This is a genomic window from Cellulomonas sp. APG4 (genome assembly GCF_009996735.1).
GTDB lineage: Bacteria > Actinomycetota > Actinomycetes > Actinomycetales > Cellulomonadaceae > Actinotalea.
Window position 1 is genome coordinate 89104 of sequence record NZ_JAACYI010000011.1, and the last position, 25173, is coordinate 114276.

General features: G+C 74.8%; 29 protein-coding genes. 9 read left to right on the forward strand and 20 right to left on the reverse strand.

Annotated features, from left to right (window positions below; all coding sequences use genetic code 11):
* Positions 1-20 precede the first annotated feature (20 nt).
* Together GXB85_RS09950 and GXB85_RS09955 are read right to left on the reverse strand one after the other, a co-directional pair.
* Complete coding sequence (locus GXB85_RS09950) at positions 21-1556, reverse strand: serine hydrolase (protein WP_161917493.1); 1536 nt, start codon at positions 1554-1556, stop codon at positions 21-23.
* A 174-nt stretch (positions 1557-1730) separates the two neighbouring features.
* Entirely contained in the window at positions 1731-4274 is a 2544-nt protein-coding gene (locus GXB85_RS09955) for an ATP-dependent Clp protease ATP-binding subunit (RefSeq protein WP_161917494.1), read from the reverse strand.
* A 194-nt stretch (positions 4275-4468) separates the two neighbouring features.
* Between GXB85_RS09955 and GXB85_RS09960 the strand changes: the two genes are divergently transcribed.
* On the forward strand, positions 4469-5185 hold the full coding sequence (locus tag GXB85_RS09960; protein WP_161917495.1) for an ElyC/SanA/YdcF family protein: 717 nt from the start codon (positions 4469-4471) through the stop codon (positions 5183-5185).
* A gap of 46 nt (positions 5186-5231) precedes the next feature.
* Here GXB85_RS09960 and GXB85_RS09965 read toward each other — a convergent pair whose 3' ends face one another.
* On the reverse strand, positions 5232-6143 hold the full coding sequence (locus GXB85_RS09965; RefSeq protein WP_161917496.1) for an alpha/beta fold hydrolase: 912 nt from the start codon (positions 6141-6143) through the stop codon (positions 5232-5234).
* Complete coding sequence (locus GXB85_RS09970) at positions 6140-6901, reverse strand: TetR/AcrR family transcriptional regulator (RefSeq protein ID WP_161917497.1); 762 nt, start codon at positions 6899-6901, stop codon at positions 6140-6142. The genes GXB85_RS09965 and GXB85_RS09970 overlap by 4 nt, the downstream gene beginning before the upstream one ends.
* Before the next feature lie 152 nt (positions 6902-7053).
* Between GXB85_RS09970 and GXB85_RS09975 the strand changes: the two genes are divergently transcribed.
* Positions 7054-8736, forward strand: coding sequence for an HNH endonuclease signature motif containing protein (locus GXB85_RS09975; protein ID WP_161917498.1), 1683 nt, complete (start codon positions 7054-7056; stop codon positions 8734-8736).
* Here the strand turns inward: GXB85_RS09975 and GXB85_RS09980 are convergent.
* From GXB85_RS09980 to GXB85_RS10000, 5 genes are all read right to left on the reverse strand, one after another.
* Complete coding sequence (locus tag GXB85_RS09980; RefSeq protein ID WP_237728143.1) at positions 8707-8952, reverse strand: helix-turn-helix transcriptional regulator; 246 nt, start codon at positions 8950-8952, stop codon at positions 8707-8709. The two genes, GXB85_RS09975 and GXB85_RS09980, sit on opposite strands and share 30 nt — an antisense overlap.
* Entirely contained in the window at positions 8945-9835 is an 891-nt protein-coding gene (locus GXB85_RS09985) for an ABC transporter permease (protein WP_161917499.1), read from the reverse strand. Before GXB85_RS09985 ends, GXB85_RS09980 begins: the two co-directional genes overlap by 8 nt.
* Positions 9832-10782, reverse strand: coding sequence for an ABC transporter ATP-binding protein (locus GXB85_RS09990; RefSeq protein ID WP_202627797.1), 951 nt, complete (start codon positions 10780-10782; stop codon positions 9832-9834). Before GXB85_RS09990 ends, GXB85_RS09985 begins: the two co-directional genes overlap by 4 nt.
* A gap of 147 nt (positions 10783-10929) precedes the next feature.
* On the reverse strand, positions 10930-11457 hold the full coding sequence (locus GXB85_RS09995) for an O-acetyl-ADP-ribose deacetylase (protein ID WP_161917500.1): 528 nt from the start codon (positions 11455-11457) through the stop codon (positions 10930-10932).
* 41 nt (positions 11458-11498) lie between these two features.
* Complete coding sequence (locus GXB85_RS10000; protein ID WP_161917501.1) at positions 11499-12110, reverse strand: hypothetical protein; 612 nt, start codon at positions 12108-12110, stop codon at positions 11499-11501.
* A gap of 163 nt (positions 12111-12273) precedes the next feature.
* Here GXB85_RS10000 and GXB85_RS10005 point away from each other — a divergent pair, with 163 nt between their 5' ends.
* Positions 12274-13131: an aldo/keto reductase gene (locus GXB85_RS10005; RefSeq protein WP_161917502.1), complete on the forward strand. Its 858-nt coding sequence runs from the start codon at positions 12274-12276 to the stop codon at positions 13129-13131.
* A 6-nt stretch (positions 13132-13137) separates the two neighbouring features.
* On the opposite strand, the gene dtd is transcribed toward GXB85_RS10005, so the two are convergent.
* The 6 genes from dtd to GXB85_RS10035 are packed head-to-tail and all read right to left on the reverse strand — an operon-like array spanning position 13138 to position 17453.
* The gene (gene dtd, locus GXB85_RS10010) at positions 13138-13578 is read right to left on the reverse strand and encodes a D-aminoacyl-tRNA deacylase (protein ID WP_161917503.1); all 441 of its coding nucleotides are present in this window, start codon (positions 13576-13578) and stop codon (positions 13138-13140) included.
* A complete protein-coding gene (locus GXB85_RS10015; RefSeq protein ID WP_370524137.1) occupies positions 13575-14606 on the reverse strand; it encodes an asparaginase in 1032 nt (343 codons plus the stop codon). The genes dtd and GXB85_RS10015 overlap by 4 nt, the downstream gene beginning before the upstream one ends.
* Positions 14603-14929 carry a DUF2516 family protein gene (locus GXB85_RS10020; RefSeq protein WP_161917504.1) on the reverse strand — a complete coding sequence of 109 codons (327 nt, stop codon included), beginning with the start codon at positions 14927-14929 and terminating at the stop codon, positions 14603-14605. The genes GXB85_RS10015 and GXB85_RS10020 overlap by 4 nt, the downstream gene beginning before the upstream one ends.
* Positions 14930-14938: 9 nt before the next feature.
* A complete protein-coding gene (locus GXB85_RS18845) occupies positions 14939-15790 on the reverse strand; it encodes a GGDEF domain-containing protein (RefSeq protein WP_161917505.1) in 852 nt (283 codons plus the stop codon).
* Positions 15787-16905, reverse strand: coding sequence for a glycine cleavage T C-terminal barrel domain-containing protein (locus GXB85_RS10030; protein WP_161917506.1), 1119 nt, complete (start codon positions 16903-16905; stop codon positions 15787-15789). Before GXB85_RS10030 ends, GXB85_RS18845 begins: the two co-directional genes overlap by 4 nt.
* Entirely contained in the window at positions 16902-17453 is a 552-nt protein-coding gene (locus tag GXB85_RS10035; RefSeq protein WP_161917507.1) for an FABP family protein, read from the reverse strand. Before GXB85_RS10035 ends, GXB85_RS10030 begins: the two co-directional genes overlap by 4 nt.
* A 141-nt stretch (positions 17454-17594) precedes the next feature.
* Here GXB85_RS10035 and GXB85_RS10040 point away from each other — a divergent pair, with 141 nt between their 5' ends.
* Complete coding sequence (locus GXB85_RS10040; RefSeq protein ID WP_161917508.1) at positions 17595-17972, forward strand: DsrE family protein; 378 nt, start codon at positions 17595-17597, stop codon at positions 17970-17972.
* Between the two features lie 31 nt (positions 17973-18003).
* Here GXB85_RS10040 and GXB85_RS10045 read toward each other — a convergent pair whose 3' ends face one another.
* The gene (locus GXB85_RS10045; RefSeq protein WP_161917509.1) at positions 18004-18738 is read right to left on the reverse strand and encodes a hypothetical protein; all 735 of its coding nucleotides are present in this window, start codon (positions 18736-18738) and stop codon (positions 18004-18006) included.
* A 137-nt stretch (positions 18739-18875) separates the two neighbouring features.
* Here GXB85_RS10045 and GXB85_RS10050 point away from each other — a divergent pair, with 137 nt between their 5' ends.
* From GXB85_RS10050 to GXB85_RS10060, 3 genes are all read left to right on the forward strand, one after another.
* A complete protein-coding gene (locus GXB85_RS10050) occupies positions 18876-19640 on the forward strand; it encodes a response regulator transcription factor (RefSeq protein WP_161917510.1) in 765 nt (254 codons plus the stop codon).
* Between the two features lie 102 nt (positions 19641-19742).
* Complete coding sequence (nhaA, locus tag GXB85_RS10055; protein WP_370524138.1) at positions 19743-21056, forward strand: Na+/H+ antiporter NhaA; 1314 nt, start codon at positions 19743-19745, stop codon at positions 21054-21056.
* Positions 21057-21079: 23 nt separating this feature from the next.
* Positions 21080-22048 carry an alpha/beta fold hydrolase gene (locus tag GXB85_RS10060; RefSeq protein WP_161917511.1) on the forward strand — a complete coding sequence of 323 codons (969 nt, stop codon included), beginning with the start codon at positions 21080-21082 and terminating at the stop codon, positions 22046-22048.
* Here the strand turns inward: GXB85_RS10060 and nth are convergent.
* The gene (gene nth / locus GXB85_RS10065) at positions 22005-22724 is read right to left on the reverse strand and encodes an endonuclease III (RefSeq protein WP_161917512.1); all 720 of its coding nucleotides are present in this window, start codon (positions 22722-22724) and stop codon (positions 22005-22007) included. The genes GXB85_RS10060 and nth overlap by 44 nt on opposite strands.
* A gap of 125 nt (positions 22725-22849) precedes the next feature.
* Between nth and GXB85_RS10070 the strand changes: the two genes are divergently transcribed.
* Together GXB85_RS10070 and GXB85_RS10075 are read left to right on the forward strand one after the other, a co-directional pair.
* On the forward strand, positions 22850-23320 hold the full coding sequence (locus tag GXB85_RS10070) for a hypothetical protein (RefSeq protein WP_161917513.1): 471 nt from the start codon (positions 22850-22852) through the stop codon (positions 23318-23320).
* A gap of 73 nt (positions 23321-23393) precedes the next feature.
* Positions 23394-24071, forward strand: coding sequence for a Crp/Fnr family transcriptional regulator (locus GXB85_RS10075; protein ID WP_161917514.1), 678 nt, complete (start codon positions 23394-23396; stop codon positions 24069-24071).
* A gap of 10 nt (positions 24072-24081) precedes the next feature.
* Here the strand turns inward: GXB85_RS10075 and GXB85_RS10080 are convergent, their stop codons facing one another.
* Genes GXB85_RS10080 through GXB85_RS10085 form a run of 3 tightly spaced genes read right to left on the reverse strand, consistent with a single transcriptional unit; the run spans position 24082 to position 25027 of the window.
* A complete protein-coding gene (locus tag GXB85_RS10080; protein WP_161917515.1) occupies positions 24082-24549 on the reverse strand; it encodes a RidA family protein in 468 nt (155 codons plus the stop codon).
* Between the two features lies 1 nt (position 24550).
* Complete coding sequence (locus GXB85_RS17830; protein WP_202627798.1) at positions 24551-24715, reverse strand: hypothetical protein; 165 nt, start codon at positions 24713-24715, stop codon at positions 24551-24553.
* Between the two features lie 9 nt (positions 24716-24724).
* Positions 24725-25027 carry a WhiB family transcriptional regulator gene (locus GXB85_RS10085; protein WP_161917516.1) on the reverse strand — a complete coding sequence of 101 codons (303 nt, stop codon included), beginning with the start codon at positions 25025-25027 and terminating at the stop codon, positions 24725-24727.
* Positions 25028-25173 lie beyond the last annotated feature (146 nt).

A 25173-nucleotide genomic window follows, 5' to 3' on the forward strand; every position in this document is an offset into this window, starting at 1 on the left:
GCCGCTCACCGCGGGTTCGCTCACCCTGCGGGGACCGCGCGGCCGGTGACCGTGGGCAGCTCCGCGGGGCCGTGGAACCGGACCGTGAAGCCGGGCTCGACCCGTACACCGTCGTCCCCGGTGGCGCCCGCGCCGGTGGGCACCGTCGTCCGCAGCACGAGGCACGACGGCGTGCGCACCCAGCGCACGTGCGTCTCGTGCACGCCGTCCGCCGTCCAGGCGCCCGCCAGCGCGACGGGGTGCTCCTCGCCGTCCACCCACGGGAGCGTCCCGGCGGCCCACGTCCCGTGCCCGACGGCGAGGCTGCGCGTCCCGGCCCGCGTGCGGAGCTCGAGCGCCGTCACCACGCCGTCCGCGTCCTGGGTCACCCGCACCTGCGCCACGCCCGCCGCAGGCTCGTCGAGCTCGAGCACGGCGGTCGAGAGGTCGGGAACGCGTTCCGGCGCGCGCGGACCCGCCTGCGGCGGCGCGAGGCGCAGGGCCCCGAGGCGCGCCGCGAGCATCTCGTCCGCGGAAGGCGAGCTCACGGCGGGCTCGCGCTCACCGGCCGAAGGCGAGCTCACGGCGGGCACGCGCACACCGGCGGGAGGCGCGCCGTCGGGGGGACCGAACGCCGGCAGCAGGTGCTCCCAGACCAGGTCGAGCACCCCCTGGAGGTCGGCCGTCCCCGAGGTGATCGCGACGACGCCGCGCTGGTCGGGCAGGAGGACCGAGAACTGCCCGAACGCGCCGTCCGCACGCACCGCTCCGTGCCGGCAGCGCCAGAAGCCGAAGCCGTAGCCCTGGGCCCAGTCCACGCCGTCGATGTGGGACGGCACCTGCTGGGCGAGCGCCTCGTGCACCCACTCCTCGGGGAGCACCTGCGCACCGTCCCACCGGCCGGCGTCCAGGTAGAGCTGGCCCAGGCACGCGAGGTCCTCGGTGGTCGCGCGCAGCCCGAAGCCGCCGTTGTCGTGACCCGACGGCGAGGTGTCCCACGTGAGCCCGGTCATCCCCAGCGGCTCGAGCAGCCGCGGGCGCAGGTAGTCGAGCATCCGCTCACCCGTCGCGCGCTGGACGGCGAGGCCCAGCAGGTACGTGCATGCCGACGAGTACGCGAACGACGTCCCGGGCTCGTTCGCGACCGGCAGGGCCATCGCGCCGCGGTCCCAGTCGGCGAGCTCGAACAGCCCCGCGTGGACGCCCTCGGGGTGACCGGAGGTCATCGTGAGCAGGTGCCGCAGGCGCATCCGCCGCAGACGTTCGTCGGGCTGCGCGGGCGCGAGGTCGCCCAGGTGGTCCAGCACCAGGTCGTCGAGGTCCAGCAGACCCTCGTCGCGTGCCAGGCCGAACGCCGTCGCGGCGAACGCCTTGGTGACCGAGAACATGTCGTGGAGCTCGTCCGGCCGGTACGGGTCCCACCACCCCTCGGCCACGACCGTCCCTTCGCGCAGCACCATGAGGCTGTGCAGCTCGGGACCGTCCTGCTCGACGGCGTCGAGGAAGCGGCCGATCGCGCGGGCGTCGACGCCCAGGTCACGGGGACGGGCGCGGGGCAGTCGACGTCGACCAGGCATGGGCCTCATCCTCGCACCCACGCCCCCGAGCGCATGCGGACCACGGGCGGCGTCGCGCCCGCCCCGCGCGACGACGTGCCCCCTGGGTGGCATGCAGCAGGGCCCGGGAGACGCGCTCCCGGGCCCTGCCGTCGTGCTGCGTGAGGGCCGTGGCCTCGGTGCTCGGCCGGTGTCTCAGCCCTCGGTGCCGGTGTCCTCACCCGTGGTGAGGGGCGGCATCGACGAGACCGCGACGCCCACCGGCTCGGCGGACTCGGGCGAGCCCTCCTTGCCGATGCCCCGGAAGATGAACTCCCCCAGCAGGCCCTCGCCCTGGGCGTCGACGATCACCGTCTGACCGGGCCGCAGCTCGCCGAAGAGGATCTTCTCCGAGAGCGAGTCCTCGATCTCGCGCTGGATCGCGCGGCGCAGCGGGCGCGCCCCGAGCACCGGGTCGTACCCCTTCTCGGCGAGCAGCTCCTTGGCCGCGGGCGTGAGCTCGATGCCCATGTCCTTGTCCTTCAGCCGTGCCTCGAGCCGCGCGATCATCAGGTCGACGATCTTGATGATCTCGTCCTGCGTGAGCTGCGGGAACACGACCACGTCGTCGACGCGGTTGAGGAACTCGGGGCGGAAGTGCTGCTTGAGCTCGTCGTTGACCTTGGCCTTCATCCGCTCGTAGGACGTCGACAGGTCGCCGCCGGCCTGGAAGCCGGTCTGGACGCCCTTGGCGATGTCCCGTGTGCCGAGGTTGGTGGTCATGATGATCACGGTGTTCTTGAAGTCGACCACGCGGCCCTGCGAGTCGGTCAGGCGACCGTCCTCGAGGATCTGCAGCAGCGAGTTGAAGATGTCCGCGTGGGCCTTCTCGACCTCGTCGAAGAGGACCACCGAGAACGGCCGACGGCGCACCTTCTCGGTGAGCTGACCGCCCTCGTCGTAGCCGACGTACCCGGGGGGCGAGCCGAACAGGCGCGAGACGGTGTGCTTCTCCGAGAACTCGGACATGTCGAGCTGGATCAGCGCGTCCTCGTCGCCGAAGAGGAACTCGGCGAGCGCCTTGGCGAGCTCGGTCTTCCCGACGCCCGTGGGCCCCGCGAAGATGAACGAACCACCGGGACGCTTCGGGTCCTTGAGTCCGGCCCGCGTGCGACGGATCGCCTGCGAGAGCGCCTTGATCGCGTCCTGCTGCCCGACGACGCGCTTGTGCAGCTCGTCCTCCATGTGCAGCAGCCGGCTCGACTCCTCCTCGGTGAGCTTGAACACCGGGATGCCCGTGGCCAGGGCCAGCACCTCGGCGATCAGCTCCTCGTCGACCTCGGCGACCGTGTCCAGGTCGCCCGACTTCCAGGCCTTCTCCTTCTCGGCCCGCTGCAGGCCCAGCTGCTTCTCGACGTCGCGCAGGCTCGCGGCCTTCTCGAAGTCCTGCTCGTCGATCGCGGACTCCTTGTCGCGACGCGCCTCGGCGATCTTCTCGTCGAGGTCGCGCAACTCGGGCGGCGCGGTCATGCGGCGGATGCGCAGGCGCGCACCTGCCTCGTCGATCAGGTCGATCGCCTTGTCGGGCAGGAACCTGTCGTTGACGTAGCGGTCCGCGAGCTGCGCGGCGGCCACGAGGGCGCCGTCGGTGATCGAGACGCGGTGGTGCGCCTCGTACCTGTCGCGCAGTCCCTTGAGGATCTCGATCGCGTGCTGGAGGTTCGGCTCGGCGACCTGGATCGGCTGGAAGCGCCGCTCGAGCGCCGCGTCCTTCTCGACGTGCTTGCGGTACTCCTCGAGCGTGGTCGCGCCGATGGTCTGCAGCTCGCCGCGCGCGAGCATCGGCTTGAGGATGCTCGCCGCGTCGATCGCGCCCTCGGCCGCACCCGCACCGACGAGCGTGTGGATCTCGTCGATGAACAGGATGATGTCGCCGCGCGTGCGGATCTCCTTGAGCACCTTCTTGAGGCGCTCCTCGAAGTCACCGCGGTAGCGCGAGCCGGCCACGAGGGCGCCCAGGTCCAGCGTGTAGAGCTGCTTGTCCTTGAGCGTCTCGGGGACGTCGCCGCGCACGATGTCCTGCGCGAGGCCCTCGACCACGGCCGTCTTGCCGACGCCGGGCTCGCCGATCAGCACGGGGTTGTTCTTGGTGCGGCGGGACAGCACCTGCATGACCCGCTCGATCTCCTTCTCGCGCCCGATCACCGGGTCGAGCTTGCCCTCGCGGGCCGCCTGCGTGAGGTTGCGCCCGAACTGGTCGAGCACGGCCGAGCCCGAGGGCTGGCCCTCCTGCGGGCCGCCGGCCGCGACGGGCTCCTTGCCCTGGTACCCCGAGAGCAGCTGGATGACCTGCTGACGCACGCGGTTGAGGTCAGCGCCCAGCTTGTTGAGCACCTGGGCGGCGACGCCCTCACCCTCACGGATGAGGCCGAGCAGGATGTGCTCGGTGCCGATGTAGTTGTGACCGAGCTGCAGCGCCTCGCGCAGCGAGAGCTCGAGCACCTTCTTGGCACGCGGCGTGAACGGGATGTGGCCCGACGGGGCCTGCTGGCCCTCGCCGATGATCTCCTGGACCTGCGAGCGCACGGCATCCAGGGAGATGCCGAGCGACTCGAGCGCCTTGGCCGCGACGCCCTCGCCCTCGTGGATCAGGCCGAGCAGGATGTGCTCGGTCCCGATGTAGTTGTGGTTGAGCATCCGCGCCTCTTCCTGGGCGAGGACGACCACCCGGCGGGCCCGGTCGGTGAATCTCTCGAACATGTGCGCTCCTTGCGGACGGTGTGCCCCGTGGGGGACGTCCCCGTCGGTCCTCGGCGTCGTCCTGCAAGGCTAACCGCGGGGTGGGCACGAGGCTGCCCGTGTTCGCCGCAGGCGTGATCGGGCCGGCACGGCCCCTCGTGCGCGCCCGGTGCGAACGACGCCCGCGGGGAGGTCCTGAGCCCTACGCTCACGGTGTGACGCAGGAGCACGCCCCCGCGCGCGGCGAGCCTGGGACCGCGGCGGGCCCGCCGGACCGCCGTCGGCGCCGCCGACCAGGCCGACGGACGGCGCTCCTCGTGCTTGCCGTGCTCGCGGCACCCGTCCTGCTGGTGCAGGGCGTCGGCCAGGCGGGTGTCGTCCCGGGTGCCGGAGCGGTCGAGCGGACGGACGTCGCGATCGTGCTCGGCGCGGGCCTCAGGCCCGACGGCAGCCCGTCGACCTTCCTGCGCAGGCGCCTGGACGCGGCCGCCGACCTCTATGCGCGCGGCACCGTCAGGGCGGTGCTGGTGAGCGGTGACCACTCGTCCGCGGACTACGACGAGCCGACGGCGATGCGCGACTGGCTCGTCGACCTGGGGGTGCCGGCCGAGCAGATCGTGCGCGACCACGCCGGGCTCGACACCCACGACACCTGTGTCCGCGCGCACGACGTCTTCGGGGCGCGGCGTGCCGTCGTGCTGACCCAGGACTACCACCTGCGCCGTGCGGTCTTCTCCTGCCGAGCCGCGGGGATCGACACCGTCGGTCTGGGCGTCTCGGCGGCGAGCGTCGAGCCGGTCAAGGCCGTCGTCTACCGCGTACGCGAGGTGCCGGCCTCGGCCAAGGCCGCGTGGGACGCCGTCGTCGGGCGCGCCCCCGTCCACCCGGGCTCACCGGAACCGGGCCTGCGGGACGCGCTCGCGGGCATCTGAGCGTCGCGCTCGGGGTTCCGCGCAGGACGCGCGCCCAGCGGTGGGCTCAGCTGGTGCGCGCGCCCTCGAGATGCGCCACGACGGCGCGGACGACGTCCTGGTCGGCGAGGATGCGGTGGTGGCCGAGGCCGTCGGTGCTCCTCAGCACGGCGTCGGGCCAGGTCCTCGCGACGGCGTCACCCACGCGGTGCGGCGTCTGACGGTCGCCGCGGTCGTGGAGCACGAGGGTGCGTGCCGCGACCGCGTCCCCGAGCGACTCGAGGTCGAAGTCGCCGAGCGAGCGCCCCGTGTAGGCCTCGAGGGTCGCCACCAGGTGCTCGCGCACCCGAGGGGTCGGTCGCAGCAACCGCGAGAAGTCGTCGAGCACCTCGGCGAACGCGTGGCTCGGCGCGACGAGCACGAGCCGCCCGACGGCGAGGCCGTCCGCGACCGCGCGTGCCGCCGCCATGGTGCCCATCGAGTGCGCGACGACGCCGACGGCCGGACCGTGGTGGTCGACCGCCACCTCGAGGGCCTCCATGAACTCCATCACGGTCCCGCGACCGCGTCCGAGCGTGCCCGCGTCGGCGTCCCCGTGGCTCGGTACGTCGATCGCGACGACCCGGTGGCCGGCCGCGACGAGAGGTTCGACGAACGCGCCGAGCTGGCCGCGCCAGCCACCCCAGCCGTGGAGCAGGTAGACCACGGGGCCGCTCCCCCACGTCTCCGTCACCGCGCTGCCGCCGCGTGGCACCTCGAGGCGGGCCACCTCGCCCGGGCCGGGACGCAGGTCCATCCGCCGCGCCGCGCCGACCGGCACCCGGCACCAGACGTCCAGCGCCAGGCGATCGGCGGCCTCGGGGGCGAGGGCGGCGAGCACGCGGAGCCGGGTGCGCAGGGTGAGCAGCTGGAGAGCGGCGACCGCGCGTCGGCGGGTGCGTCGCAGACGACGGCGGAGCGTGGGTGCGTCGGTGCTCATGGGGCCTCTCGGGTCGGGTGCTCGGTGGTGGCCGGCACGGCTCGGTCGTCGCGGGCCTCGGCGAGACGGACGGCCGGGACACCTCCGCGCGCGGCCCTCGAGGCGCCGTCGTCGGCCCGGACGTCGGCCCCCGGGACGTGCGGTCCTCGTGGGGCGGTCGAGGCGTCGTCGTCGACCCGGACGGAGTCGAGCAGGGCGTCGACGGTACGGCGCAGGCGCTGCTCGGCCTCGGCATCGGCGAGCAGGCGGTGCCGGTGGTAGAAGCCGAGCATGGCGCCGTAGAGGTCGGCCGCAAGCTGGCGCGGGTCGGCGTCGGGGCGCAGCTCCCCCGCGGCGACGGCGCCGGCGAAGACACGGGCGAGGGAGTCATCGAGCTCCTCGTGCAGCTCGACCAGGCGGTCGCGCACAGGGCCCGGCTGCTCGTCGAGCTCGACGCTCGCCTTGACGAACAGGCAACCGCCCGGCCGGCGCGTGAGCCCGCAGTGCAACCAGCGGTCGACGAGTGCGCGCACGCGGGCCTCACCCCGCGGGGCCGCGAGGGCCGGTCGCACGACGGCCGCGGCGAAGTCCTCGGCCGCGGCGTCGAGCACCGCGAGCTGCAGGGCCTGCTTCGAGCCGAAGTGCGCGAACATCCCGCTCTTGGACATCTCGACCTCGGTCGCGAGCGCGCCGATCGTCAGGCCCTCGAGCCCCACCTTGTAGGCGAGTGCGATCCCCTGCTGGAGGATCGCGTCGCGCGTCTGCCGACCTTTGCTCACGCCGAGAAAATAGCACGACCGTTCGTGCCTGATGTCACTCCAGACATGAGCCGTGGGCCGCCCGTCAGCATCCGGGATGTCGGTGGCCGTTCGTACACTTGTTCGACCGGCGGAGATCTGCGGAGGGACGGGAGGGGGACGGGAGGCAGGCGATGAGTGACGAGCCGTGCACCCTCGTGACCGAGCTCGACAGCCGCGCGCGTGCACTCGCGCACGCGTCCTCCGCCGCCGTCGACGGCGCCACGGCAGCCGCGCTCCATGCCCGGCTGCGCACCGTGACGGACCTGCTGGGCACGGTCATGGCGAGGCTGCTCGCGCGGGTCGAGGAGGACGGGCGGTGGGCGGCCTCGGGATCGGCCCGGACGTTCCCCGAGTGGGTCGCGCGCCAGGAGGGCTCGTCGCTCGCGGCCGCGCGTCGCTCGACGGCCCTGGGGAAGGCGCTCGACGACGCGTTGCCCGCGACGCGAGAGGCGCTCCTGGCCGGCACCGTCTCCCTCGAGCACGCCGAGGTGCTCGCGCAGGTCGCGCCCACCAGCGGACGGCGTCTGGCCGCACTGCGCGGCGACGACCCTCGACTCAACGAGGCGGCGCTCCTCGAGCGTGCGAGGTCCACGGGCGTCGACCGCTTCCGCCGCGAGGCGCGCAGGTGGGCCGCCGCCGTGGACGCCCAGGAGGCCGAGCGCGAGCACGAGCGCGCGGTGGCGGCCGAGCACCTCACGTTCAGCCCGCGTGACCACGGCATGGCCCTGACGGGCTTCCTGACGCACGAGAGCAGCGCGACCCTCCTCACCGCGCTCCGCGCCGTCACGGGTGTGCCCGCGGCCGACGACGAGCGCACGCACGCCCAGCGCGACGCCGCCGCCCTGACGGATCTCGCGCGCCTCACGCTGACGCGCGGGCTCGCCGGAGCAGGGGCGCAGGTGCGGCCGCAGGTCATGGTGCACGTGGACTACCCCACCTTCGAGCGCCTCTGCGAGCGGGCGGGAGTCGCCGACGACGGCGGTGCAGGTACGCACGGCGCGGCCGTATCGCCCCCGCTGCCGCCGGCGACGCTCGACTCGGGGGAACCGCTGCCGCCGTCGGTCCTCGCGCGTCTCGTGTGCGACTCCGACGTCGCGCGGGTCGTCTTCGGCCCGGAGGGCCAGGTGCTCGACGTCGGTCGCGCGCACCGCACCTTCACGGGCCACCTGCGCCGGGCCGTCGTGGCGCGTGACAGGAGCTGCCGCTATCCCGGCTGCGGTGCGCCGCCGCACCTGGGCGAGATCCACCACGTCCGGCAGTGGGCACGGGACCACGGGGACACCTCGGTCGCCAACGGGATCCTGCTCTGCTGGTACCACCACGACCTCGTGCACCGGCGGGGCCTTCACATCGCCTGGGAGCACGGTGCATGGCGGCTCACGCGCCATGACGGCACCCCGATCCGGGACGGCACGAGGGCCGGCGAGCGGTCGAATGCGAGTGCGCGGGGGTCCGAGGAGGTGCCACAGCCGGAACCGTCACCACCTGACGGGTCTCCACCATCGGAACCGCGAGCTGCTGCGACGCCACTGCGACGGCCGGGACCTGGCGGCGCGTCGCCCTCGGCACCGGTGCGCCAGGCGCCCCGGCGCCCGCCGGACGCCCGCCGGCGACGGGTCGCCTGGGCGCACCTGGACCCAGCCCTTCGCATCCGGGTGACCGCGGGCGCCCACCGGACACCCCTGCCCGTCGAACGCCACGGCGAGCCGTCGCGCAGTCCACGCGCGCGGCGATCCAGCCGACGCTCCCCGTGGCATAGCGTCCCCCGTGGCATAGCGAGGTCGTCAGGTGCCGAGGCGGGGGAACTCGCGTAGCGAGAAGACGACCTCGAGGGGGACCTCGAAGTACTCGGCGATGCGGAGGGCGAGGTGGAGGCTCGGGCTGTACTCACCGCGCTCGAGGTAGCCGACGGTCTGGTAGTGGACGTCGAGGGCCTCGGCGAGGTCACGTCGCGAGATGCGCCGTTCGGCGCGCAGCATCGCGATGCGGTTGTGGACGACCTCGCCGCCAGCACTCGCACGCTCAGCCAAGTCGCTGCATCCGTTCCTGCCTGCGGGCCTCGACGGCCGAGCCCGACTCCCGGCGCGCCATCCTACGGAGCACGCGCGGCGCGAGGAGCATGCCCAGGGCGCCCCACGCGCCGAGCACGCCGATCGCCTCGAGCAGCCGCCACTCGCCGCCCACCTCGACCACCGCGGCGTCGTCGGGCAGGAAGGCCCAGCGCAGCCCGTGCCCGAGCCAGTAGATCGGGAAGACCTGGGCGACGCCCTGCACCCAGCCCCACATCGCCGAGATCGGGAAGAACACGCCCGAGATCGCGCTGAGCCCGAACACCGGTAGCAGGCCCCACGTCGTCACCTGCGACGGCTTGCGGGCGACCGCACCCATGACGATGCCGAGCGGCAGCGCGGCGGCGAGCCCGAGGAGGAGCAGCGCGGCGACGCCGAACCACCCGACCGCGCCACGGTGCATGAGGCGGTCGGCGAAGAACGCCGTCGGGATCACGACGATCACCAGCATCGGCAGCATGCCGAGGCTCTGCAGCACCACCTGGCCCGTGACGTAGCCGCGGATGCCGTGCGGCGCCGCCTTCGCGCGCAGCAGGGTGCCGTCCTCCTTCTCGGTGACCAGGGCGAAGGCCGGGCCCACCACGCCACCGAACACCACCATCGTCGCGAGGATCCCCGCGAGGGCGAACTGCGGCACCGTCAGCCCCACGGGTTCGATGACCTCACGGCGGTTGAGGAAGAGGTAGACGACGATGCCGACACCCCAGAAGACGTAGAACGAGATGTCCTCGGGGTTGCGCAGGCTGATGCGGAACTCCCGGAGCCCGCGCCGCGCACCCACCTTGACGGCGTGGAGGCCCCGTCCCCGGTCGTCGTGCGACTGCGCCTCGGTCGTCGTGCTCATCTCGTCGCCTCCCCGCCCGTGCCGGCCACGTCCGCGGGTCTCGCGAACCCCGAGCCCGGGTCTGGTGATGACCCGGTCTCGTGCTGGTGGACCAGCTGCATGTACGTGTCCTCGAGCGAGGCGCGGCGCACCTCGAGGTCGGCGATCTCGTCACCGTGCTGGACGAACAGGCTGCGGACGAACGCCGTGGCGTCGTCGGCGGCGTGGACGAACCGCTGCCCGTCGCGGCTCCACCGCACCTCCGCGCGCGCCCGCACCTGACGCGTGAGCGCATCGGCCGACCCGTCGGCCACGATCCGGCCGCCGGCCAGCACGAGGATGCGATCCGCGAGCTTCTCCGCCTCCGCGAGGTCGTGGGTGGTCAGCACGACGGTCGTGTCCTCGAGGTCGACGAGGCCGTGCACGAGGTCGTGGAAGTCGCGCCGCGCCTCGGGGTCGAAGCCCGCGGTCGGCTCGTCGAGGAACAGCAGCTCGGGACGCCCCACGATGCCGATCGCCACGTCGAGGCGCCGGCGCTGCCCGCCCGAGAGCCGCATCAGCATCTGGTCGGCCGAGTCCGTGAGGCCCACGCGGTCGATCAGCTCGTCGACGTCCCGCGGGCGCGGTCGCTCGGCCGTGCCGTACGGCGCGTAGTACTCGCCGAGGTGGGCCAGCAGCTCGCGTACGCGCCACCGCCGGTGGTCACGCCAGGACTGCAGCACGATCCCGATCCCGGCCCGCCACTCCTCGGAGGCCCGCGCAGGGTCCTCACCGAGCACGCGCACGTCACCACCCGACCGCTCACGAAACCCCTCGAGGATCTCGATCGTCGTCGTCTTGCCCGCCCCGTTGGGTCCGAGCAGGGTGATCACCTCTCCGCGGCGCACCTCGAGGTCGACCCCGTCGAGCACGTCGCGGGACCCGTAACGCATGCGGAGGTCCCGCACCGCGATGACCGTCTCAGCCATGCCGCTCCCACCTCCGCACCCACCGTCAGACGCTCGCTCGCCTGACAGTCACCCTTCGTCACGATGTAGTATGTGTACTACATACAATCGCACAGGAGCAAGAGACGCGGACGGGTCGTCTCGGGCGCACCCGAGCGCCAGTGGCCGTCAGTCCCCGCGGGCGAGGACCTCCTCGAACGCACGCAGGGCCGCCGCACCCACGAGCACGAACCGGACGAGGTCCAGACCCGTCCCGCGACCGTCGCGCCACTCGTGCACGGCGCCGACGGCGACGTCGGCCACCTCACCGACGTCCCAGCCGTAGGCCCCCGCGCTCACCGCGGGGAAGGCCACGCTCCTGGCGCCCACGTGCGCCGCGACGTCGAGCGAACGGGTGAAGCACGACGCGAGCACGGCCGGATCGGCCTGCCCCGCGTGGCGGTTGGGTCCGACCGTGTGGATGACCCAGGTGGCCGCCAGCTCCCCTGCACCGGTCGCGACCGCCTCGCCCGCCGGCAGACCGCCAGGGAGCACGTCGCGACGCAGGGCCCGACACTCGGCCAGCAATGCGGGGCCCGCAGCCGCGTGGATCGCACCGTCCACGCCCCCGCCCCCCAGCAGGGACGAGTTCGCGGCGTTGACCACCGCGTCCACACGCTGCGTCGTGATGTCGCCCGGGACCGCCTCGATGCGCATGCCACCAGGGTGCCCCGCGACGCGCCGACGGACCACCGCCGTCAGTCCGCCGCGCGCCCGGCCTCACCGACGGCTCGCCGCCCGGCGGCACGGTCCGAGGACGCGCCGCCGCTCGTGGGCCCGGCGTCGGCTCGCACGGCCTTGCGCGGCCGCGGCACCGCCCGGAGCGCGCCGAGCAGGAGCACGCCGCCCAACCCGGCGACGCCGAGCCAGAGAGGCGCTGCCCCGGAACCCTCGCTCGCCACGTCCGACGCGTTCGTCACGGCGCCGCCGACGTCGGTCAGCAGCCAGAGCCCCGGCGCGTCGGAGGAGGTCACGACACGCACGTCGCGGAGCTCGTCGAAGGACGGCGCGGCGGCGTGCGGCAGGGTGTGCCGGAACTCGAGGTCACGGCCGTCCTGCGTGCGAACGACGCCCGTGACGGCGGTCGTCTCGCGCAACCGGGTGCCCCGCAGTGCCGTGCTCGTGCTGCGCTCAGCCGTCATGACGACGGCGTCGGTGCGCTCGGGCGCCCGGTCGAGCAGCAGCGCCTCGACCTCGCGCGCGTGAGCGGCGGCGGCCTCCCGCTGCGACAGGTGGACCGTCACGGCGCCCGCGGTCAGGGCCGCGGCGAGGACGACGCGGATCACGTAGCCGACCCACCGCGTGCGCACACGGGGGACGCTAGTGCGGGACCGGGTCCGGACCGCGCGTCGTCCGGGCAGCGGACGGGGCGGACGTGCCCGCGACCCCACGCGCTCGGCTTGCCGCGCTCGGCTTGCCGCGCGCGGCGCGCAGGAGGAGGCTCGGTGTCGAATCGTTGCGAAGGGAGCAGTCATGCAGCAGCGCACCATCGGGGGACGCACGGTCTCGGCCATCGGGCTGGGCGGCATGCCCATGTCGATCGAGGGGCGGCCCGACGAGGCCCGCTCGCTGCAGACGATCCACGCCGCGCTGGACGCCGGCGTGACGCTGATCGACACCGCCGACAGCTACCACCGCGACCCCACGGACGTGGGCCACAACGAGATCCTGATCGCCAAGGCGCTGCGCCTCGCGGGCAAGGGGCCCGACGACGTGCTCGTCGCGACCAAGGGCGGTCACCGTCGCCCGGGTGACGGCACCTGGACCAAGCAGGGCGACGCCGCGTACCTGAAGAAGGCCTGCGAGGCCTCGCTCCAGCGGCTCGACGTCGAGGCGATCGGCCTCTACCAGTTCCACCGGCCCGATCCCGAGGTCCCGTACGAGGAGTCGGTGGGCGCGATCCGCGACCTCCTCGACGAGGGCAAGATCCTCATGGCCGGCATCTCGAACGCGAACCCTGAGCAGATCCGCCTCGCGCAGGACGTGCTCGGCGGACGCCTCGTCTCGGTGCAGAACCAGTTCTCGCCGGCGTTCCGCAGCAGCGAGCCCGAGCTCGAGCTGTGCGCCGAGCTGGGCCTCGCCTTCCTGCCGTGGAGCCCGCTCGGCGGGATCGCGAAGGCCGGCGACCTGGGCGGCCGGCACGCGGCGTTCGCCGAGGTCGCGGCCGAGCGCGGCGTCAGCCCGCAGCAGGTGTGCCTCGCATGGGAGCTCGCCAAGGCCGACGTCGTGATCCCGATCCCGGGCGCGAGCCGGCCCGAGAGCATCCAGGACTCGGTGCAGGCCGCCGGGCTCCAGCTCACACCCGAGGAGCTCGCGCGCCTCGACGGGTGACGCCGCTCAGGCCTCGAGCAGCAGCGTGACCGGGCCGTCGTTGACCAGCTCGACGGACATGTGCGCACCGAACTCCCCGGTCGCGACCGTGAGCCCACGTTCGCGGAGCGCCGCGACGACGGCGTCGACCAGGGGCTCCGCGACCGGCCGGGGCGCTGCGGCGTTCCACGTCGGCCGACGCCCCTTGCGCGTGTCCCCGTAGAGGGTGAACTGGCTCACGACGAGCACGGGCGCACCCGCGTCGACGGCCGAGAGCTCGCCGTCGAGCACCCGGAGCTCGGCGACCTTGCGCGCGATCGTCGCGACCTGGTCGGGCCCGTCGTCGTGCGTGACGCCGAGGAGCACGAGCAGGCCCTGGCCGGCCGCGGTCGCGCCGTCGACCTGCCCGACGACGGCGCCGTCGACGGTCACCGAGGCGCGCGTGACGCGCTGCACCACGGCCCTCATGCCCGGCCTCCCTGCTGCTCGCCCCGCGCGTCCGGCACTCCCGGCACCACCTGCCCGCGCGGCGCATCCAGCACGGCGCGCACGTGGCCGACGGGCACGCCGTGGCCGAGCACCGGGACGTGGCCGACGTCCGCGAGCCGGTCGCGCACCGCCGCGTCGCCGAGCAGGAGTCCGAGCGCCGCCGTCATGATCGGGGCCCGCGCACGGCTCGCGCCGTCGGCCACCTTGAGCCCGACCGCACCGCCGTCGGGAAGGCCTGCGGCGTAGACACCCTCGGCCCCGTCCTTGGCGACCAGGCCCGGCACGGCGCGCATGAGCTCGGTCACGTCGCGCCCCGGTCCGCCGACGAGGTCCGGCCGCGTCGTCATCGCCCGTGCGACGCGGGCCTCGGGCGAGCCCGGGCGCGCCGCCGGAGCCGCGGCGATCCGTGCGAACGCGCGCGCGAGGCCGCGCGTGGTGCTCGACAGCAGGGGTGCCCCGCAGCCGTCGACGGTCACGTGCTCGACCGGGACCGCGGTGAGCTCGGCGACCGTGGCCCGCACGGCCTGCTGCAGCGGGTGGTCGGGGTCGAGGTAGCCGTCGGTCGCCCACCCGGCGGCCACGCACGTCGCGAGCATGGCCGCGTGCTTGCCCGAGCAGTTCTGAGCGAGTGGGCTCGGCTCACGACCGGCACGCCACCACGCGCGGGCCGCCTCGGCGTCGAGCGGCGCGTCGGGGGTGTTGCGCAGGTGCGTCTCGTCGAGGCCGACGCGCGCCAGCACGCCCCGGACGACCTCGAGGTGCTGCGCGGTGCCCGAGTGGCTCGCGCACGCGAGTGCGAGGCCCTCGTCGTCGATCTCGAGACCCGCGCGCAGCAGCGCGAGCGCCTGCACGGGCTTGAGCGTGGACCGCGGCCACACCACTGCGTCCGGGGAGCCCGCCTCGAGCACCGCGCCTCCGCCGGCGTCGAGCACGACCAGGTGGCCGCGGTGCTCCGACTCGACGAGGTCGCCCCGCACCACCTCGGCGAGCAGGGCCGGTGCGCTCACCAGCCGCCGCCCCGCGGGCCGGGGCGCCCACGGCCCGAGTAGGGAGCGACCGCGGGGCGCACGTCGACGAGGTAGACCGAGGCCGCGACGGCCGCGATCAGCACGAGGAAGCCGAGCGGGGCGTCGAACGGAGGGAGGGCGACGAACGCCACCGCGGTCGCGACGCCCAGGATCGCGCCCCAGAAGCCCTTGGTGCGCTTGCCCGCGCTCACGAACGCCTGGGCCGGGCGTCGCAGCAGGTCGATCAGGGCGACCACGCACAGCACGAACACCAGCAGGTACAGCAGCAGGAACACGATCGCCTGGGCGTTGAAGAGGAACACGGGGTGAGCCTACGACGCCGGGTCGTGGCCGGGCCCGCGGCGTCGCGCCGCCTCGAGCCGCTCGCGCGCGATCGCCTGCAACCGGTCGAGGTCGCGGTGCCCGCTCGCGGTGTGCGCGACCCCGAAGGTCACCGTCACGGCGAGCGGCCCCTCGGCGTCCGGCACGGGGCTGTCGCGGACGCGCCGACGCAACGCCTCTCCCCGCAGCGCGACCGCCTCGGGACCGACCCCCGGCATGAGCACCGCGAGCTGGCCCCCGCCCAGGCGGGCGACCGTGTCGTCCGGGCGCACGGCAGCGCGCAGCACCCCGGCGACGTGCGTGAGCGCGGCCTCGGCGGCATCGCGGCCGTGCAGGTCCACGATCTCGGCGACGTGGTCGAGCTCCGCCACCAGGAGCCCGGTCCCGGGCCCGCCGTCCGGCGACCCCGCGGGCTCGTCCGGCGTGGCGAGGGCGCGCCGCGCCGCGTCCTCGAGCCCGCGCGGACCGACGGTGCCGGGGACGGGACGCGTCGCGTCGTCCGCCGTCGTCCGTCCGGCGAGCACCGACCCGAGCAGGGCGAGCACCACGAGGCCGACGACGACGTCGGTCACGGACCGAGCGGCGACGCCGTCGGCGGCACGGACCGCGAGCGCGACGAGCACCAGGGCCGCGGCCCCGACCACCACCCAGGTGCGCGACGAGCGCAGGAGCGCGCCGGCCAGCACCACGGGGACGACGACGGCGAGCCACAGGGCCCCGCGCTGGGCGGCGCCCGGGACGCCCAGCCCGACGGCGAGCACACCGAGCAGCCCGAGGAGCCCCACCGCGAGTCCGGCGCCCGTCGCCGTGCCTGCGGCGTCGCGCGGGCGCCCGGCGCTCACCGCTCGGGCGGACGCGCGGGTGCGAGGCCGCGAGCCACGGGTGGGCGCGGGGCGGGGCGGTCGACCGAGACCCCCTCGCCCGGCACCACGACCTCCTGCGCCGCCGCGACGTCGCCGCCGTCGCAGGCCACGAGCAGCTCCGCCGTGACGTCGGCGCTGCGCTTGACGACCGCGAGCGCGACGGGGCCGAGCTCGTGGTGCCGCGCGACGCTCGTCACGGCCCCGACGGTGCGCCCGGCGAGCGTCACCTCCGCACCCGCGACGGGCAGCAGGTGACCCGAGCCGTCGAGGTGGAGCATCACGAGCCGGCGCGGGGGCCGCCCGAGGTTGTGCACCCGGGCGATGGTCTCCTGGCCGCGGTAGCAGCCCTTGTGCAGGTGGACGGCGGTGCGCAGCCAGTCGAGCTCGTGCGGAACGGTGCGGTGGTCGACCTCGGTGGCCGCCCGCGGCCGCCAGGCGGCGACCCGCGCGGCCTCGCTCGCCCACGTCCCGACGAGGCGCCACCCGGCGTCCTCGCGCACGCGCACGGCCGCGTCGAGATCGTCACGCGGCACGAGCACGAGCCGCCAGGCGCGCTCCGTGCCCGGGTGGTCCTCGGCGGGCGGGCCGTAGCGGGTTCCGCCCGGGAGCACGCGCGGCCACGGGTCGGTCCAGGTCACGGGCTCGCCGTCGGCGCCCTCGGCCGCGACGGCCTCACCGAGCGCGGCCCATCGGTCGCTCACGTCCTCGACCTCGACGCGCATCATGAAGCGCATCGAGTCGAGCCAGGTCGCGAGCAGGGAGGCCGAGGGGCCCTCCGTCACGAGCCAGGTGGTCGAGCCGTCGTCGACCACGCCCGCCGCGTGCTCGACGTGGCCGTGCGGGCTCAGCACGAGCGTCTCGGTCGAGGTGCGCGGCGCGAGCCCGGCGAGGTCCTGCGAGGTGATCGAGTGCAGCCAGGTCAGCCGGTCGGGCCCCGTCACGGTCACCACGCCCAGGTGGGACTGGTCGACGACGGCGGCGCCGCGCGCGAGGGCGCGCTGCTCGGCCGTCGGGTCGCCGTAGTGCCACGCGACCCCCTCGTCGGGGCCGGTCGCGGCGACGGCGCCGTGGCGCGCGAGCAGCGGGCTGGTCACTGCTCGACCCGGGACATGCGCGCGGAGGCGTAGGACTGGAGGGGCTCCCCGAACGCCGCGAGGTCCCACGTCCACATGAGCTCGCCGCGCACGAGGCCCAGCAGCCGGGTCGCCGCGCTCACCTCGGCAGCGTCGGGCGTGCGCGCCACGAGGTCGCTCACGAGGTCGATCCGGCCGTTGCCGGTCATGCCGGCGTAGAGCGTCAGGTGTCCCGCGGGGTCGACGAGCAGCAGCTCGACCGGGTGCCTGTCGGCCGGCAGGTCGTCCGGACGCTCGGGCGGCACGCGCCAGTAGCCCGACTCGGTCGCCCACACCGGGTTGTCCTGCGACTCGTCCCCCGCGGCGACGGCGTCCTCCGCGGGCGCCAGCCGCAGCGTGCTCTGCCAGCGCAGGTAGGGGCCGCCGTCGTGGTCCACCACGACGTCCGCCACGACGCGGGTCTCGGGGATGTTCGGGTACACGACGACCCCCTCGCCCTGCCAGCGGCCGACGAGCCAGGCGAGCGGGTAGACCTCGGGTGCGAGCCCCTCGGGCAGGGAGAACGGCATCGGCTACCGCTGTCCCTTGAAGAGCTTGTAGACGACGTAGACGGCGAACCACCCGATCGTCAGGGCGGACGCGACGAGCAGTCCGATGAAGAAGATCTCAAGCGCGGCCATGCGCCGATCCTACGTGCCTAGGCTGCGACCATGCCGACGCCCGCCGCACCCCGTCCGCTCGTCGTCAAGACCACCTCGGGGCTCGACCGCCCCGAGGCGTGCAACCAGGCCTTCACCGTCGCCGCGACCGCCGTCGTCGCGGGGAGCGAGGTGAGCCTGTGGCTGACGGGAGAGGCCGCGTGGCTCGCCGTCCCCGGCCGTGCGGCCGAGCTCGAGCTGGCGCACGCGGCCCCGCTCCCGGACCTGCTCGAGACCGTGCTCGCGGCGGGCACCGTCACCGTGTGCACGCAGTGCGCGGTGCGGCGCGGGCTCACCGAGGCGGATCTGGTGCCGGGCGTGCGCATCGCGGGCGCGAGCGTCTTCGTCGAGGAGTCGCTGCGGCCCGACGCCCAGGCTCTCGTCTACTGAGCGGGCACGACGCCTTCCCGGCCGAGCGGGCTCAGCCGACGAGCACCCGACCCACCACGTACACGACGAACCCGCTCACGGAGACGGGCAGGGTGAGCGCGGCGAGGGCCGCGAGGGGTCTGGTGCGCGCCGGGGTGCTGTCGTAGAGCACGTGCAGGGCCGCGACGAGGATCCCCGCCGCGAGACCGAGCACCGCCCCGGGCAGCACGTCGAGCCGCGGCATGACGGCGGCGACCACGGCGCCGCCCGCGGTGCCGGCGCCCGCCGTGACCCCGGCACCCCACCAGCCGCCCAGCGGCACCGCGGACACCGCGGCTGCGATCGCGAGCGCGACCGCACCGCTCACGACGAGGGAGCTGCCCCCCGGGGCACGGCCCGCGGCGACCCAGCCCGCGGCGGCCGTCGCGACGAGCACGCCCGTCACGGTGCCGGTCACCGACTCCACCAGACGCAGCCGCCCGTCCTGCCGCGCGAGCTCGTTGACGAACGCGAGCAGCACGCCGAGCGCGAGCACCACCGGCAGGTCGCGCAGCAGCGGGTCCCCACGCGTCGCCGCGACGGCGAGCACCCCACCCGCGCCTGCGAGCGCGATGACGACGGCGGACCCGAGGGGGCTCGGCAGGCCCAGCAGCACCGCCCAGCCGCCCGCGAGCAGCAGCGTGAGCACGACCCCCGCGGCCACGAGCGGGAGGTCGCCGAAGTAGGCGGCGGCCGCGACGAGGGTCGCGAGCGCCGCCGTGATCACGGCCCGGGTCGAGACGTCCATCAGCGGGCTCCCGGGGCGCGCGTCGGGCGGGTCGGGGCAGGGGTCGGCACGGGGAGGAGTCTCGCAGATCAGCGCGCTGCCACGGGCACGGCGCCCGCGGCGGTACCGTGAGGCGACGTCGGCAGGAGGGCGGACCCGTGGCAGACCTGTTGCTGCTCACCCCCACCGCGGGAGGCTCCGCACAGGTGCTCCCGGCTCTCGGCCTGCTCGCGCACCGGGTGCGCGTGCTCCCCGTCGAGCCGTCGGCGCTCCTCGACGCCCCCGAGTCCGACGTGCTGCTGCTCGACGCGCGTCGCGACCTCGCGGCGGCGCGCTCGACCTGCCGCCTGCTGCGCGCGACCGGCCTGACCGTCCCGCTCGTGCTCGTCCTCACCGAGGGCGGCCTCACCGTGGTGACCGCGGAGTGGGGTGCCGCCGACATCCTGCTCGAGCACGCCTCGCCCGCGGAGGTCGAGGCCCGCCTGCGGCTCGTCATGGAGCGCTCGGGTGAGGAGGACGCCGCCGCGGTCGAGGAGATCTCGAGCGGCGACCTCACGATCGACGCGGGCGGCTACACCGCCCGCCTGCGCGGGCGACCCCTCGACCTCACCTACAAGGAGTTCGAGCTGCTCAAGTACCTCGCCCAGCACCCCGGGCGGGTCTTCACGCGGGCCCAGCTGCTCCAGGAGGTCTGGGGCTACGACTACTTCGGCGGCACGCGCACCGTGGACGTCCACGTGCGGCGCCTGCGCGCGAAGCTCGGCCCCGAGCACGAGCAGCTCATCGGGACCGTCCGCAACGTCGGGTACCGGTTCGACCCGCCGCGGGACCGGCGCGGGACGGTCGAGGACGAGGTGCTGCTCGGGACGGTCGACGCCGGCCGCCCCACCCCGGGCGAGAGCAGGGACGACGAGACCGCCTGACCGGTCGCCTCGTCGCACACCGCTCGCACCCGTACCCTGGTCCCCGGTGTGCCGGGAAGCCTGGTCGGCAGCTCGCCTGCCCCTGCCCCGAAGGAGCCGCCCGTGTCCCACGAGCCCCGCACGTCCGACGAGCCCACCGGGACGCCCCCGGCGGACCACCGCCCCCCGCCCGAGGCGCCCTCGCGCCCCGGCCTGTTCAGCCGGCTCACCGCGGGCGGCGAGTCGAACTTCCTCGACACGCTGCGCGGCGAGACCACGGGCGGCCTGCTGCTGCTGCTCGGCACCGTCGTCGCGCTCGTGTGGGCGAACTCACCCGTGCGCGAGTCGTACAGCGCGATGCGCGAGATCGTCGTCGGGCCCGAGGGTCTGCACCTGGACCTGACGCTCGCCCACTGGGCCACCGACGGGCTGCTGGCCATCTTCTTCTTCGTCGTCGGGCTCGAGCTCAAGCGCGAGATCGTCGTCGGTGAGCTGCGGCGCCCGACCACCGCGATGCTCCCGATCTTCGCCGCCGTCGGCGGCATGGCCGTCCCGGCGCTGTTCTACGTGCTGCTCAACCAGGGCGCCGACGGCGACCTGGGCGGCTGGGCCGTGCCGACCGCCACCGACATCGCGTTCGCGGTGACCGTGCTCGCGGTGTTCGGCCGAGGGCTGCCCAACGCGCTGCGCGCGTTCCTGCTCACGCTCGCCGTGGTGGACGACCTGCTCGCGATCGTGGTCATCGCGGTGTTCTACAGCGACAGCATCGACCTCGGCTGGCTCGCCGCCTCGCTCGTCGCGGTGGCCGTGTTCGGCCTCGCCGTCCGGCGGCGCTGGACCTCGCCGTTCCTGCTCATCCCGCTGGGTGTGGTCGCGTGGGCGCTCATGCACGCGTCGGGCGTGCACGCGACCATCGCCGGGGTGCTCCTGGGCCTCACGGTGCCGGCCATCGGCCGCGCGGGTGAGCACGAGAGCCTCGCGTCGCACTTCGAGCACCTGTGGCGCCCCGTCTCGGCCGGTCTCGCGGTCCCCGTGTTCGCGCTCTTCGCCGCGGGTGTCGCGCTCGACCCGGAGTCGCTCGCGGCCGCGGCGGGTGACCCCGTCGCCCAGGGCGTGGTGCTCGGCCTCGTGCTGGGCAAGCCGCTCGGCATCACCGTGGTGACGTGGATCGTGTCGAAGGTCACCCGGACCCCCTTGAGTGCGGGCGTGCGGTGGGCCGACGTCGTCGCGGTGGGCTTCGTCGCCGGCATCGGCTTCACCGTGTCGCTGCTGATCGGCGAGCTCGCCTTCGGCACGGGCACCGACCGTGACGACCACGTGCGCGCGGGCATCCTCGTCGCGTCCGTGCTGGCCGCGGCGGTGGGCGCGGGCATGCTCCGCTGGCGCGGGGCCCACCACCGACGTCGCGCGGCTGCGGTGACCGAGCCCGGGGCCTGACCGGTCGGCGGTAGGTTCGCGGGGTGACCGATCAGTCCGCCGTCCTGCTCGACGGCCCGTGGCGGCACCGGTTCGTCGCCGCCAACGGGGCTCGCTTCCACGTCGCGGAGGCGGGGGCGGCGACCGAGGGTGCCGCGAACCCCCTCGTCGTGCTGCTCCACGGCTTCCCCCAGCACTGGTGGGCGTGGCGGGCCCAGCTGCCCGCACTCGCGGCGGCCGGCTACCACGTCGCGGCCATGGACCTGCGCGGCACGGGCGCCTCGGACAAGCCGCCGCGCGGCTACGACGTGCCGACCCTCGCCCGGGACGTCGCAGGGGTCATCCGCTCGCTCGGTGCGCAGGACGCCGTCGTCGTGGGTCACGGCATCGGCGGGGCGGTCGCGTGGTCGATGCCCGCGCTCGCGCCACGGGTCACACGGGCCGTCGCCGCGCTCGCGGCACCGCACCCGCTGCGGCTCCACACCGCTGCGCTCGCGCGCACCACGCTGCGCGGCTCGGCCCTGCGCCGGCTGGCCTTCGTCCAGCTCCCCTGGTTCCCCGAGCGCCGCATGACACGCGGCGACCTGACGACGCGCGTGCTCCGCGAGTGGGCGGCACCCGGGTGGCCGCCTCCCGAGGTCGCCGAGCAGTACCGCGTCGCGGCCCAGGTGCCGTTCGCCGCGCACAGCCAGGCCGAGGCGCTGCGCTGGCTCGTGCGGTCGACACCGCGGGTCGACGGCCGGCGCTGGCTCGCCGCGCTGCGCGTACCCGTCGAGGTGCCGGTGCTCCAGCTGCACGGCTCACGCGACCGGTGCCTCCCGCTCGGGGCGGCGCGTACGCCCGTGGGCGCCCCGCACCGGTTCGAGGTCGTCGAGGGGGCCGGGCACTACCTCGCCGAGGAGGCTCCCGAGCGCGTCAACGACCTGCTGCGGGACTGGCTCGACGGGCTGCCTGCGACGCCCTCGCGGCTCAGCCCGCCGCAGGCCCCCGAGCAGGGACCGGACCAGGCCTGACGAGCCGTGCGGCGGCCTCCGGGTCGGTCTCGCCGATGCCCGACGACGGGCACAGGCGCGCCACGGGGCACGCGCCGCACGCCGGTCGCCTGGCGTGGCACGTGCGCCGCCCGTGGATGATCAGGCGGTGGGAGAACATGGTCCAGCCGCGCTTCGGGATCAGGGCGCACAGCTCGGTCTCGATCCGCACCGGGTCCTCCTCGACCGTGAGGCCGAGGCGCCGCGCGACCCGTCCCACGTGCGTGTCGACCGGCAGGCCGGGCACGTCGAAGGCGTTCCCCAGGACGACGTTCGCCGTCTTGCGGCCCACACCCGGAAGCGTCACGAGGTCCGCCATCCGCGCCGGGACCTGCGCGTCGAAGCGCTCGACGAGCGCCTGCGCGAGCGCGAGGAGCGACGCCGCCTTCGCCCGGAAGAAGCCCGTGGGCCGCACGACGTCCTCGAGGGCGACGCGTTCGGCTCCGGCGAGCTCGACGGGGCCCGGCCAGCGCGAGAACAGCTCGGGCGTCACCTGGTTGACCCGCACGTCCGTCGTCTGCGCCGAGAGCACCGTCGCGACCAGCAGCTCGAAGGGCGTGCGGAAGTCCAGCTCGCAGCCCGCGTCGGGATAGCGCTCACCCAGCAGGCGGTCGATCCGGCGTGCGCGACGGGTGCGTGCGAGCACGGTCTCGACCATGCCGCCCACCGTAGGCCCGATGGGGTGAACCTCGCGCCCGAGCGCTCAAGGGCGGCCCGTCCGGCGTCGATCACCGGGTGTCGGCCGCACCAGGCGGCCCGCACGGAGGGGAGAACGGAGGCGTCATGCTGACCGACCTGTCCGAGCCCCTGAGCCGGAGCCGGGCGGCGCGGTCCGACCGCCGCTCGCTGCGCGCCGAGAAGGCCCAGCTCCAGCACTGGCGTCGCCTGCTCCGCGCCCGCCTCGACCTCGCCGTCGGCACCTTCGCGCCCCCCGAGCCCCTCGGCTCCGTGGACTGGGAGACGCTCCCCGACGCCCACCACGACCTGCCCGACGGCGCCGCGCTCGCCGCGGCCGTGAGCGTCGGTGCGGCCGGCGACCAGGTCGAGCTCATGACCCGCCTGCGCGATCTCGACCGCTCGCTGGCCGCGTACGGCCGCGCGCTCGACGACGCGCTCGAGACCTCGACCACGCACGTCGTGCAGGACCTCGCGCTGCACGCCGGCGACCCGCGACGCGCGAGCACCGAGAACGACCCCCGGGCGGCCGTCAGCACCCCGCCGCCGGCGCTCACGGGGACCGACGCCGGTCGCTGACCCCGCGCTCTTGCGGCAGGATGGGGACGGGCGCCCGCTCCGTGGCGCCCCCGTACGACGAAGGACGGGATGCGTGGACGACGACGTGGTCCTCTCGGCGCCGCTGTTCGCGTCGATCGACGAGACGGCGGCCCATGCCCTGTTCGCGACGATGACTCCGGTCACCCTCGCCCGCGGGCAGGCGATCTTCTCCGAAGGTGAGCCGGGCGACCGTCTCTACGTGATCGGCTCGGGCAAGATGAAGCTCGGGCGCCGCTCGAACGACGGCCGCGAGAACCTCCTCGCAGTTCTCGGCCCGGCCGAGATGTTCGGCGAGCTCTCGCTGTTCGACCCGGGACCGCGTACCGCGACCGCGAGCGCCGTCTCGGACGCCGTCCTCTACGAGCTCGGTCACGACGAGCTGATCGCGTGGCTCGAGGAGCACCCCGCGGTCGCCAAGCACCTGCTCGAGGCCCTCGCTCGGCGGCTGCGCCGCACCAACGAGGCGCTCGCGGACCTGGTCTTCTCCGACGTGCCCGGTCGCGTGGCCAAGGCCCTGCTGGACCTGTCGCGCCGCTTCGGCGAGCCGACGGCCGACGGCCTGCGGGTCGCGCACGACCTCACGCAGGAGGAGCTCGCCCAGCTCGTCGGCGCCTCACGTGAGACCGTGAACAAGGCGCTCGCCGACTTCGCGGGTCGCGGCTGGGTGCGTCGTGAGGGTCGCGCCGTGGTGCTGCTGGACGTCGAACGTCTCGAGCGCCGCGCGCGCTGAGACCGGACGGTCAGCGCAGCTCGACGACCAGCTCGATCTCCACGGGTGCGTCGAGCGGGAGCACCGCGACACCCACGGCGCTCCGGGCGTGCACCCCGGCCTCGCCGAACAGCTGGCCCAGCAGCTCGCTCGCCCCGTTGACCACCCCGGGCTGCCCCGTGAACGCGGGGTCGCTCGCGACGAAGCCCACCACCTTGATCACGCGCCGGATGCGCTCGAGGCCGCCCGCCTGCTCGGCGATCGCGGCGAGGGCGTTGAGGGTCGCCGTCCGCGCGAGCTCGGTCGCGCGCGCCGGCGTGACGAGCCCGTCGCCCTCGCCGACCTTCCCGGTCGTCGGCAGCGCGCCGTCGACCATGGGCAGCTGACCCGACGTCCACACCTGGTTCCCCACGCGCACGGCAGGTACGTACGCCGCCACGGGCGCGGCCACCGGGGGCAGGGTCAGGCCGAGCTCACCGAGCCGGTGCGTGACGCCCACCTCACGCCTCCCCGGTGGGACGCTTCAGGTAGGCGACGAGCCCGTTGCCGTCGGGGCCCGGAACCACCTGGACGAGCTCCCAGCCGTCGGCCCCCCACTGGTCGAGGATCCCCTTGGTGTTGTGGATGATCAGCGGAATGGTTGCGTACTCCCACGTGGTCGCCATGCCGCGAGCCTAGCGCCGACGCGCGTACGGCAGCGGCTCGGGGACCAGCCCCGGCTCGGCCTCGAGCACCTCGCGCCACGACACGACGTCGGGCCTGCTGCGCAGGAGCGCGCGACGCTCGCGCTCGGTCATCCCGCCCCAGACCCCGAAGAGGACGCGGTGGTCGAGCGCATCGATCAGGCACTCGAGGCGCACGGGGCACGCGGCGCACAGACCGCGCGCGCTGCGCTGCGCGGCGCCCTCGACGAACAGGGCGTCCGGGGACGCGTCGCGGCACGCGCCGTACGCGGTCCAGTGCTGGTCCCCGGTCACGGGGCACCTCCCCTCCACCCTCTCCCACGGTAGGCCGGGCCGAGCAGGGCGGACATGGGCCGTTCGGGTAGGTGATCATCGTCGGGCCGGTGGCACGTCGACGGCTGTCGGGACCTCCACAACCCGTTCACGTCGCGCGCGGGGTC